8 protein-coding genes are annotated in these 9,245 nt (G+C 67.8%); 5 read left to right on the top strand and 3 right to left on the bottom strand.

The window, feature by feature from the left end; all coding sequences use genetic code 11:
* The 4 genes from V7Q53_RS22525 to V7Q53_RS22510 all read left to right on the top strand — a co-directional run.
* A partial coding sequence (locus V7Q53_RS22525) for a hypothetical protein (protein WP_333831186.1) occupies positions 1 to 683 on the top strand: 683 nt, incomplete at its 5' end.
* Positions 680 to 1,444, top strand: a complete 765-nt coding sequence (locus V7Q53_RS22520; protein WP_333831185.1) for a sulfotransferase — start codon at positions 680 to 682, stop codon at positions 1,442 to 1,444. The genes V7Q53_RS22525 and V7Q53_RS22520, both read left to right, overlap by 4 nt.
* 9 nt (positions 1,445 to 1,453) lie before the next feature.
* The gene (locus tag V7Q53_RS22515; protein ID WP_333831184.1) at positions 1,454 to 2,233 is read left to right on the top strand and encodes a sulfotransferase domain-containing protein; all 780 of its coding nucleotides are present in this window, start codon (positions 1,454 to 1,456) and stop codon (positions 2,231 to 2,233) included.
* Between the two features lies 1 nt (position 2,234).
* On the top strand, positions 2,235 to 4,460 hold the full coding sequence (locus V7Q53_RS22510) for a glycosyltransferase (protein ID WP_333831182.1): 2,226 nt from the start codon (positions 2,235 to 2,237) through the stop codon (positions 4,458 to 4,460).
* A 35-nt stretch (positions 4,461 to 4,495) separates the two neighbouring features.
* Here the strand turns inward: V7Q53_RS22510 and V7Q53_RS22505 are convergent, their stop codons facing one another.
* Positions 4,496 to 5,179, bottom strand: a complete 684-nt coding sequence (locus tag V7Q53_RS22505; protein ID WP_333831180.1) for a hypothetical protein — start codon at positions 5,177 to 5,179, stop codon at positions 4,496 to 4,498.
* A 306-nt stretch (positions 5,180 to 5,485) separates the two neighbouring features.
* Here V7Q53_RS22505 and V7Q53_RS22500 point away from each other — a divergent pair, with 306 nt between their 5' ends.
* A complete protein-coding gene (locus tag V7Q53_RS22500) occupies positions 5,486 to 5,896 on the top strand; it encodes a YccF domain-containing protein (protein WP_333831177.1) in 411 nt (136 codons plus the stop codon).
* 76 nt (positions 5,897 to 5,972) lie between these two features.
* Here the strand turns inward: V7Q53_RS22500 and parE are convergent, their stop codons facing one another.
* Complete coding sequence (parE, locus tag V7Q53_RS22495) at positions 5,973 to 7,928, bottom strand: DNA topoisomerase IV subunit B (RefSeq protein ID WP_333831175.1); 1,956 nt, start codon at positions 7,926 to 7,928, stop codon at positions 5,973 to 5,975.
* Positions 7,929 to 8,007: 79 nt separating this feature from the next.
* A complete protein-coding gene (locus tag V7Q53_RS22490; RefSeq protein ID WP_333831174.1) occupies positions 8,008 to 9,162 on the bottom strand; it encodes an MFS transporter in 1,155 nt (384 codons plus the stop codon).
* Between the last annotated feature and the right edge of the window lie 83 nt (positions 9,163 to 9,245).

Genomic DNA, 9,245 nt, shown 5'->3' with positions numbered 1-9,245 from the left:
TTGAGGTGTTCATCCCCCCCGCCTGCCGCCAGCCCGTGCGGCTGTGGCAGGCCGTTGCGCGCTATCAGAACGCCGCCGGGCTGCATGCACCCTTTGCTTTCGGCCATCCCTCCGGCTACCCGTCGATGCGCGACCCCGCCACCCGGCTGGCGCTGTTTCAATGCCTTGAGTTCTTCCGCACCCGCATGGTCGCGGATCTGACCATCGCCTCCTATGAGGAAAGGCTCGCCGCTGACCCGGTTCAGGCGGTTCGCCATTACTCTGAAACTGCGGGCGCGCTGAAGCAACTGCTGGATTACAACATGCTGACGCGCGCGCGCCCCGTCCGTGCAGCCGTGGCACCGCTGCTCATTGCGCGTGTGCGGGCCCCCGGCTTTGTCGAGGATGGCGACAACGCCACCGGATTCGCGCTGCGCCTGCTGGGTGATCTTTGCCTGCGCGACGGCGCCCCGGCTGAGGCGCTGGCCTGTTTCGATGCCTGCGTGGCTGCCGCCGACAATCCTTTCCGGCGGCGCAAGGCCATCACAGCGGCACAGGCGGCGGGCGATACCGAAGCCTGCCTTGCGCATATCGACGCCTTCGCGCGCAGCGGCCCGGTGCCCGCCGATCTGGCCGCGCTGCGCGACAGCCTCACCGGACCGAACCTCACCGGACCCGACCTCACCGCACCGGGCGCGCAATGACCCGCCCCAACCACGCCGATATCCTGTGCATCGGCGCGCAGCGTGCGATGACAAGCTGGCTGCACAATGTTCTCAGCCTGCATCCCGGCACCTGGGCCTTTCCGGATTTCTCGCCCGTCACCTCCACCCGCAAGGAGGCCCATTTCTGGGACTGGAACCACCATCGCGGCCGTGAATGGTATCGCTTCCTGATGACGCCTCTGGATGACAGAAGCCTGAAATCAATGGACTTCACCCCGGATTACGCGCTTTTGAACGACAGCCAGATCGCCGAATGCAAGGCGCTCAACCCCACTGCCCGTGTCCTCTACATCCTGCGCGAACCGCGCGCCCGTGCCGTTTCAGCGCTGCGCATGCATACGATGTGGGCCACCGACAATGCGCCTGCCGAGCGCGTTCAGATTACCTTCGATCAGGCCTTCCTGAACCGCGTTCAGGGCGCGCGCCTGCAGGCGCATGGCGATTACGCGGGCAATCTGCAGCGCTGGCGGCAGCATTACCCCGACCTGCTGGTGCTTGATTTCGCCGCCCTTGCCGCCGCGCCTGAGGCGGGTATGGCGCAGGTACTGGCGCATTGCGACCTGCCTGTGGAGGCGTTGGGCGACAACGCGGCTTATGCCGGGCGGCTGCATCAGCGCGTCTGGCATGCACCCGACTATCCGCTGAGTGCGGATTGCCTGAACTTCCTTGACGGCATGCTGTGGCGCGAGCGCGAAGCAGCCGAGGCTGAAACCGGCATCCGCTTCATGCCCGAAACCTGAAAGGCCGCCATGAACACACGCGCCAATATCACCGATATCCTGTGCATCGGCTGTCAGAAGGGCTCCACCAGCTGGCTGCATTCGGTGCTGAACTGCCACCCCGGCACCCATGCCTTCCCCGATTCCGAGCCCGTCACCTCAACCTGCAAGGAAGCCCATTTCTGGGACTGGAACCATCAGCGCGGGGTTGAGTGGTATCGCACCCTCATGACCCCGCCGGAGCCGCATCTGCTGACGATGGATTTTACACCCGAATATGCTTTCCTCCCTGATGCGAAGATCGCCGAGTGCAAGGCCATCAACCCCACCGCGAAGATCATCTATATTCTGCGCGACCCGCTGGCCCGCGCGGTTTCAGCGCTGCGGATGCACATGCTCTGGCGTTTCGGGCCCGGGCATGACCAGCCCCTTCAACTGGACGATACCTTGCACGAACTGATCGCCCAGGCACGGCTGGACGCGCATGGCAGTTTCGTGCGCAACTGGTCAAACTGGAAACGGCACTATGACGACATTCTGGTGCTCAATTATGAAGATTTTCACAACGCCCGCGAAGAAAGCGTGGCACGGATAATGGAGCATCTGGCGCTTGACCCCGCGCGCATGACCGAGGCCGGGCGCGAACGGTTTGACGGGCTGATGCGGCGCCGGATCTGGGAAAGCACCCCTTTCCCCATCGACCGCGCGGTGCTTCTGTTCCTGCACGGCTATACCTGGCGCACGCGCGATGCCGTTGCGGGTGCGTTCGGCATGCGTTTTTCCGAAGCAGAACAGATGCTTGCAGGCTGACATGCGGGCGCTTGAGGGGTTGCATGACAGGCTCTGGGCCGGCCCGCTCGCCGATCCGCAGGCGCCCGCGCAGGCGCTGGCCGATGCCCTGCCGGACACCCCCTATGGCCCCGCCCTGAAGGCGCTGTCACAGCTTTCATCCTTCGCGCTGCCGGTTGAGCCTGCGCTGAAGGCGGCGCTGGTGCGCTGGCCCGGGTCGATTGATCTGGCGCTGGTGGCGGTGGAAAGCAGCGCTGACGACACCGCGCTTGCGGAGCTTTGCGCCCGCTGCGCGGCCCAGAACCGCCGCCGCGCCGCCGCCGGCTGGGCGCTGTGGCGGGCGGGAAAGGCGGCGCAGGCGCGCGCGTTCCTGGCCAGTATCGACCTGCAATCAGAGACCGCAGCCGCCGATCTGGCCTGCCGCGCGGAACTGGCGCTGCTGGACGCGGACTGGAGCGCCGCACGCGATGACCTTACCCGGCTGGAACGCTGGCCTGAGATATGGCAACGGGTGCATCTGCAACGCCTCCATCTGGAAGGCGGGGCCGTGGCGCTGGCGCGCGCGCTCGATGCCGCGCCACCCGGCCCCGGCGGGCATTGGCAACAGGCACTCGCCCTTCTGCTCAGCGCGCGCGACTATCCCCGCGCCCGCTCCGTTCTTGTGCAGGCGCAGGCCCGGCATGGCGCCGGGGCGACCCGTGACGCCAGCATCCGGCTGGCGCTGGAGACCGAGAGCTATACAACCGCGCTGATGCTTCTGGAACCCGGCCTGCCCCCCGCCCCGGCGCGGTGGAGCGCGCGCCAGCACGAATACTGGCTGCGCGCCATGCTGGGCCGCGCCCGTCAGAGCAGCGCACCCGCCCTGCCGCTGCGCCCGCATGCCGAGGCCGCGCTGCGCCTTTTCCCGCGCAACACCGCGCTGCGCGCGCTCTGGCTCACCTGCCGCGCGCTGGAAGAGGACTGGCGCGCGCTGGAGGCCGGTCTGCTTGCCCCCGGTGTTGCCGCCACCCCAAACCTGCCCGCCGCCGCGCTGGTGCCCACGCTGAACCGGCTGGGCCTGTTTGAACCCGCGCAGGCGCAGATCGAGGCCGATCTGGCCCGCGTCAGCGGCACCAACCCGCGCGCGCGCAGGCTGCTGGCGCTGGCGCAAAGCCACCTGCTGCAAGGCGCGGTTGAACAGGCCGAGGCCGCCCTTGAGCGCGCGCAAAACTCCGCGCCCCCGGCACCCACCCGCGCCGATCTGGCCTGGCTGCGCGCCGAGATCGCGCTCTGGCGCTTCCGGCCTGACGCAGCCACTGCCGCGCTGGGGCCGCTGCAACGCGAATACCCCGGCCATCCGGGCCTCTGGCTGGCGCTGGCGCGCGCGGCCTTTCTGCGCGGTGATTTCAGCGCGGCAGAGGAAGCGCTGGCGCAGTTCCGCACCCTCAAGACCGTGCAGACCGGCGCGCCCCCCGCGCCGGACCTGCGCGACCGCATCACCCTCGATGCGCTGGAGGCCAGCGCGGCGCTGCCGTCGGGGCTGATGCGGGAGTCACCGGAAACGGTGCTGGAAAAGGTGGGCCTTGCGCCCGTCATTGCCTCGCCGGGCCTGTCAGCCTGCCTGTTGGCGCGCGCCCGCCCGGTCTTTACCGCAGTCGGTGGCCCGCCAATCCCGGCCCGGCTGGCCTTTTACTGGGAGGGGCCGGAAAGCGGCGCCGTGGCGCGCAGCGTCAGCGCCTGGCAGGCGCTGCACCCGGGGTTCGCCACCACCCTCTATGGCCCCGATCAGGCCGCCGCATGGCTGGCCCGCCACCACCCTGCCTTGCTGGCGCTCTTCCAGCGCCAGACCCTGCCCGCCACCCGCGCCGATCTGTTCCGCATCGCACTTCTTTATACCGAGGGTGGGGTCTATGCCGATGTCGATGAATATCCCCGCGCCCCGGTCGATGACTGGCTGGCAGGCGCGCAGGCGGTGTTCTGTCAGGAATGCGGCTATGGGACAGTGGCGAACAACTTCCTTGCCGCGCGTCCGGGGCTGGCGCTGTTCGGGCAGATGCTGGAGCGGGTTCGGGCGCGGCTGGAGGCCAGCGAAACCCCCTATCCGTGGTGGGACAGCGGCCCCGCGCCGCTGACCGCAACCGTGTTTGAAGCGCTCTACGGGCCAGAGCCCACCCCTGGCCTGCGCCTGCTGGATCAGGCCGCCTATTGCCAGCGCATCAGCACCAATCTGGCCTTTCCGCACAAGCGCGGCCCGCTGCACTGGCGGTAGTGGCGCCTGCGGGGTTCCGGCGGGCGCGCGGGCGATCAGCTGCAGATGCCGTGCAGCGGGGCTTCGGGCCAAGGCAGGCGGATATTCCCGGGCGGCGAGAGCATCGGCGAGAGCATCGGTGCGGGCATGACCGCGCCAAGCATCGCCTGAAGCCGCGCGGTGCGCGCGCCCTCCGGGTCCAGCGCCTGACAGCAGAGATATTCCTCCACCAGACTGGCCTGCTGCTCATAGCCGAAATCCAGAAAATCCGCGGTGCTGGCGGGGTCGAACAGATAGGGATCGGCGCCGGAAAGATGCTCCGCCCCGCCGCGCAGGGGGCTGTAGCCGGTCAGCGCGTGGTTCTGCCATTGCCAGACATGGGTCAGTTCATGCGCGATGAACATCGCCGCCCCCAGATCTGTCGCGCCATCGGGGCGGCGGGTGTAATCAGGGCGCATCAGAGCGGGGCGGATGTGGATATGGTTCCAGAAGACCATTCCGGCGGCGCGGGCGATGAAACTGGGCCCCTCATCGGGCGGCAGGATACGCTCGCGGCAGGTGGTGCGGGGGCGCGTGGGATAGGTGAAGCCGCGCAGACCGATCAGCGGGTTCTCAACCAGCCGGACCGGGGCCACATCGAGGCTGTCGCCAAAGAGCCCTTGGGCCAGCGCCAGTTCCCCCTCGGCCAGCGGGCGGCCACAGGCAGCGAGGAGGAGGAGGGCGAGAATGAGCGCGCGCATGGCGGCAAGGTAGCGGATGCGGTGGGGAAAGGAAGAGGCTGCAGGGAGGTGCGGGCCGGGCCCCCATCGAGGGGGCCCGGCCCGCCGGGGGCTGCCTGCCCCCACCGGCCTGCGGCCGCCCCCGGGGCGTATTTCTGGCAAGATGAAGGAAAGGGCGCGCGCCTGTCATGCGCCTGCCTTCTGCATGCGGTCTGTTGCGCCTGTCGCCCCTTTTGCCTGTCGCCCCTTGTGCCCTTGGCCACCCGTGCCCCTTGTGCCGGAGACCTGGCCCCCCCACATTGAAAGGCGATCGTGAAAGGACATGCCGTGGCTCTTATCCTCAACATACTCTGGATCGTCCTGGGCGGGGCATGGATGGCGCTTGGCTGGCTGATCGCCGCCGCGATCATGGCGGTGTCGATCATCGGCCTGCCCTGGGCGCGCGCGGCCCTGACCACAGCCGGGTATTCGCTGATGCCCTTCGGCTTTCAGGCGATCAACCGCGCAGAGGTCACCGGCCCCGATCTGGGCACCGGCGCGTTTGGTCTGCTGGGCAATCTCATCTGGCTGGTTCTGGCGGGCTGGTGGCTGGCGCTGGGGCACATTCTCAGCGCGCTGCTCTGTGCGGTGACCATCATCGGCCTGCCTTTCGCCTGGGCGCATCTGAAACTTGCCGGTTTCGCGCTCTGGCCGGTGGGGCGGACGATTGTGTTGCGGAACCAGCAGCCGGTGCGCTGAGCAGCGGAGGCGTGACAGGGGGCATGAACGGATGCCCCCGAACTGCTGACCCTGTCAGCGGCGCCGGGCTGCGGGTTCACACATCCACATCCTCAACGAACCGCGCGTTTTCCTGAATATACTGGAAGCGCAGTTCCGGCTTCTTGCCCATCAGCCGCTCCACCAGATCGGCGGTTTCGCCCGGGATGTCATCGTCGATCGACACCCGGATCAGCTTGCGCGTGGCCGGGTTCATGGTGGTATCCTTCAGATCCTTGGCGTCCATCTCGCCCAGACCCTTGAAGCGGGCCACGTCGATCTTGCCGCGCCCGCCCAGCCCCTTCTGCATCCATTCGTCCTTTTCCGCCTCGCTGAGCAGATAGAGGCGGTGCGCACCCTGTGTCAGCCGGAACAGCGGCGGGCAGGCGAGATAGAGGTGCCCGTGGTCGATCAGCGGGCGCATCTGGGTGTAGAAGAAGGTCATCAGAAGCGCCGCGATATGCGCGCCGTCAACATCGGCATCGGTCATGATGATGATCTTGTCATAGCGCAGATCATCCAGCCGGAACTTGCTTCCCATCCCCACGCCCAAAGCCTGGCAAAGATCATTGATCTCCTGATTCTGGCCCAGCTTGCCGCTGGCCGCGCCCAGCACGTTCAGGATTTTCCCCTTGAGCGGCAGCAGTGCCTGCGTGCGCCGGTCGCGCCCCATCTTGGCCGAACCGCCCGCCGAATCCCCCTCGACGATGAACAGCTCGGTCCCGTCGCGCGCGGTGGCCGAGCAATCGACCAGCTTGCCCGGCAGGCGCAGCTTTTTGGTGGCGGTCTTGCGGCTGGTCTCTTTCTCGGCGCGGCGTTTCAGGCGCTCTTCGGCGCGCAGCACCAGAAAATCCAGAATCGCACCCGCCGCTTTGGTATCCGCCGCCAGCCAGTTGTCGAAATGGTCGCGCACCGCGCCCTCGACCAACCTTGCGGCTTCGGCGGTGGCAAGGCGGTCCTTGGTCTGGCCCACGAATTCAGGGTCGCTGATGAAGCACGAGACCAGCGCGCAGCCCCCCGCCACCATATCCTCGCGGGTGATCTGGGCGGCTTTCTTGTTGCTGGCCAGCTCGCCATAGGCGCGGATACCCTTGAGGATCGCCACCCAGAAGCCCGCCTCATGCGTGCCACCCTCGGGCGTGGGCACGGTGTTACAGTAGCTCTGCACGAAGCCGTCGCGCGCCGGTGTCCAGTTGATCGCCCATTCGACCGAGCCGGGAACGCCGAATTTCTCCTGAAAGCCGACCTTTCCGGCAAAGGGGCGGTCGGCATAGGTGGCATCCCCCTTGAGCTGCTCGCCCAGATAATCGGCCAGCCCGCCGGGGAAGTGGAACACGGCCTCCATCGGTGTGTCGCCATCGGTAACGGCGCTTTTCCAGCGGATCTCCACCCCCGAGAACAGATAGGCCTTGGAGCGCACCATCTTCAGCAGCCGGGCGGGCCGGAAGCGGTGGCTGCCGAAGATCTGCTCATCGGCATGGAAGGTGAAGCTGGTGCCGCGCCGGTTGGGGGCTGGGCCGACTTTGCGCACCGGGCCCTGCGGCACCCCGCGCGAGAATTCCTGCACATAAAGCTCGCGGTTGCGCGCCACTTCCACGCGCAGATGGTCCGACAGCGCATTGACCACCGAGGCCCCCACCCCGTGCAACCCGCCCGATGTCTGATAGGCCTTGCCCGAGAATTTCCCGCCCGAATGCAGCGTGCACAGGATCACTTCCAAGGCTGATTTGTCGGGGAATTTGGGGTGCGGATCAATCGGGATGCCGCGCCCGTTGTCGCGGATGGTAATGGAATAATCGGCGTGCAGCTCCACCTCGATGCGGTTGGCATGGCCCGCCACCGCCTCATCCATCGAGTTGTCGAGGACCTCGGCCACCAGATGGTGCAGCGCGCGCTCGTCAGTGCCGCCGATATACATGCCCGGGCGTTTGCGCACCGGCTCCAGCCCCTCAAGCACCTCGATGCTGGAGGCATCATAGGTCTCGGTCGCGCCGGAAAGTAGGTCGTTCGCCATTCGCTGCTCGATTCTCGGAAGGTGTCAGTCTGACCCAGCAATAGACCATCCACAGCGCCGGGACGCAAGACTTGGGGTTCTATACGCCCTCATATCGCGCCAGCCTTGCCCGCAGGAACAGCCCCGCCACCAGCGCCAGCGCGACCAGCCCATAGGCCAGCCGCAGCCCGGCCAGTTCCGCCGTCAGGCCCAGAACCGGCGGGCCAAGGAAAAAGCCCAGATACCCCAGCACCGTGGCGCGGGCGATGGCATGGCTGCGCAGCGCAGGCGGCGACAGGCGCCCGGCCACCGCCAGCGCGGTAGGCACCACGACCGAGATGCCAAGGCCCAGCACCATGAAACCCAGATAGGCCATCGCCACGCCATTGGCGGAGATCACCACCAGCGAGCCCAGTGCCGCCACCGCGAGCCCGCCGCGCAACAGCACCTGATCAGCGACGCGGCTGGCCACGACCTGACCGGCCAGCCGCCCCATCCCCATCGTCAGGCCCAGAAGCGCCGGGCCCGCCGACCCCGCGCCGGTCCCGCCACCCAGATCGCGCTCGATATAGAGCGCCGACCAGGCCTCGGCGGCATTCTCGGCCAGAAAGCCCACCAGAATGAGCAGGCCCGCCAGCAGCGGCACCATGCCCAGCCGCACCCGGGGCCGCGCAACGCCGCGCCCGACAAAACCGTCAATGCGCCCCTCGCGCTCAAGGCTGAGGGTGGCGAGCGCCAGCACCACCAGCCCCGCCGCACCCAGAATGGCAACCGGGGTGAAACCGGCGGCGCGCGCCAGCCCGGTCAGCCCCGCCGCGCCCGCGTAGGCAAAGGAATAGACCGCGTGGTTGAGGTTCATCAGCACCATGCCGCGCCCGGCCTCGATCGTGCTCAGCCGCGCGTTCATCCAGACATCCAGCGCCCCGGTGGCACCACCCATGACCATCAGCGCGCCGATGAAGAACACGGGCGCGCTGGCCTGCGCGGGCAGCATCACCCCCAGCCCCATCATCGCCGTGCCCAGCGGCACCGCCCAGCGGCCCAGCCATCCGCCCAGCCGCGGCGCCAGCAGCATCATGGTGATCGCCATCAACGAGCCGAACAGCAAGAACCGCCCCAGCTGCCCGTCGCTGACCCCCAGCCCGTCCTTCAGATCGGGCATCGAGGCCATGAACGTGCCCCAGACCACGCCCATCGCGATGAAAGCGGCCATGGGCCCGCGCGAGGCGGCGATTTGCGAAAGGATCAGGGGCATGGGAGGTTCCGGAACTGTCAGCCTGCTGACAAACCACGCCCGTTGCGCCCCCGCAAGGCCTTCGCGACCGGCCCCGCCCCCGG

Source organism: Pararhodobacter sp. (assembly GCF_036802785.1).
Classification (GTDB): Bacteria; Pseudomonadota; Alphaproteobacteria; order Rhodobacterales; family Rhodobacteraceae; genus Pararhodobacter.
Note: the sequence above shows the minus strand (reverse complement) of the source record. Positions and strands in the feature narration are given on the sequence as shown.

What these genes read in the sequence shown, in the direction of transcription:
- V7Q53_RS22520 (WP_333831185.1), top strand. Translation starts at nt 680, where the DNA reads ATGACCCGCCCCAACCACGCCGATATCCTGTGCATCGGCGCGCAGCGT.
- V7Q53_RS22515 (WP_333831184.1), top strand. Translation starts at nt 1,454, where the DNA reads ATGAACACACGCGCCAATATCACCGATATCCTGTGCATCGGCTGTCAG.
- V7Q53_RS22510 (WP_333831182.1), top strand. Translation starts at nt 2,235, where the DNA reads ATGCGGGCGCTTGAGGGGTTGCATGACAGGCTCTGGGCCGGCCCGCTC.
- V7Q53_RS22505 (WP_333831180.1), bottom strand. Translation starts at nt 5,179, where the DNA reads ATGCGCGCGCTCATTCTCGCCCTCCTCCTCCTCGCTGCCTGTGGCCGC.
- parE (WP_333831175.1), bottom strand. Translation starts at nt 7,928, where the DNA reads ATGGCGAACGACCTACTTTCCGGCGCGACCGAGACCTATGATGCCTCC.
- V7Q53_RS22490 (WP_333831174.1), bottom strand. Translation starts at nt 9,162, where the DNA reads ATGCCCCTGATCCTTTCGCAAATCGCCGCCTCGCGCGGGCCCATGGCC.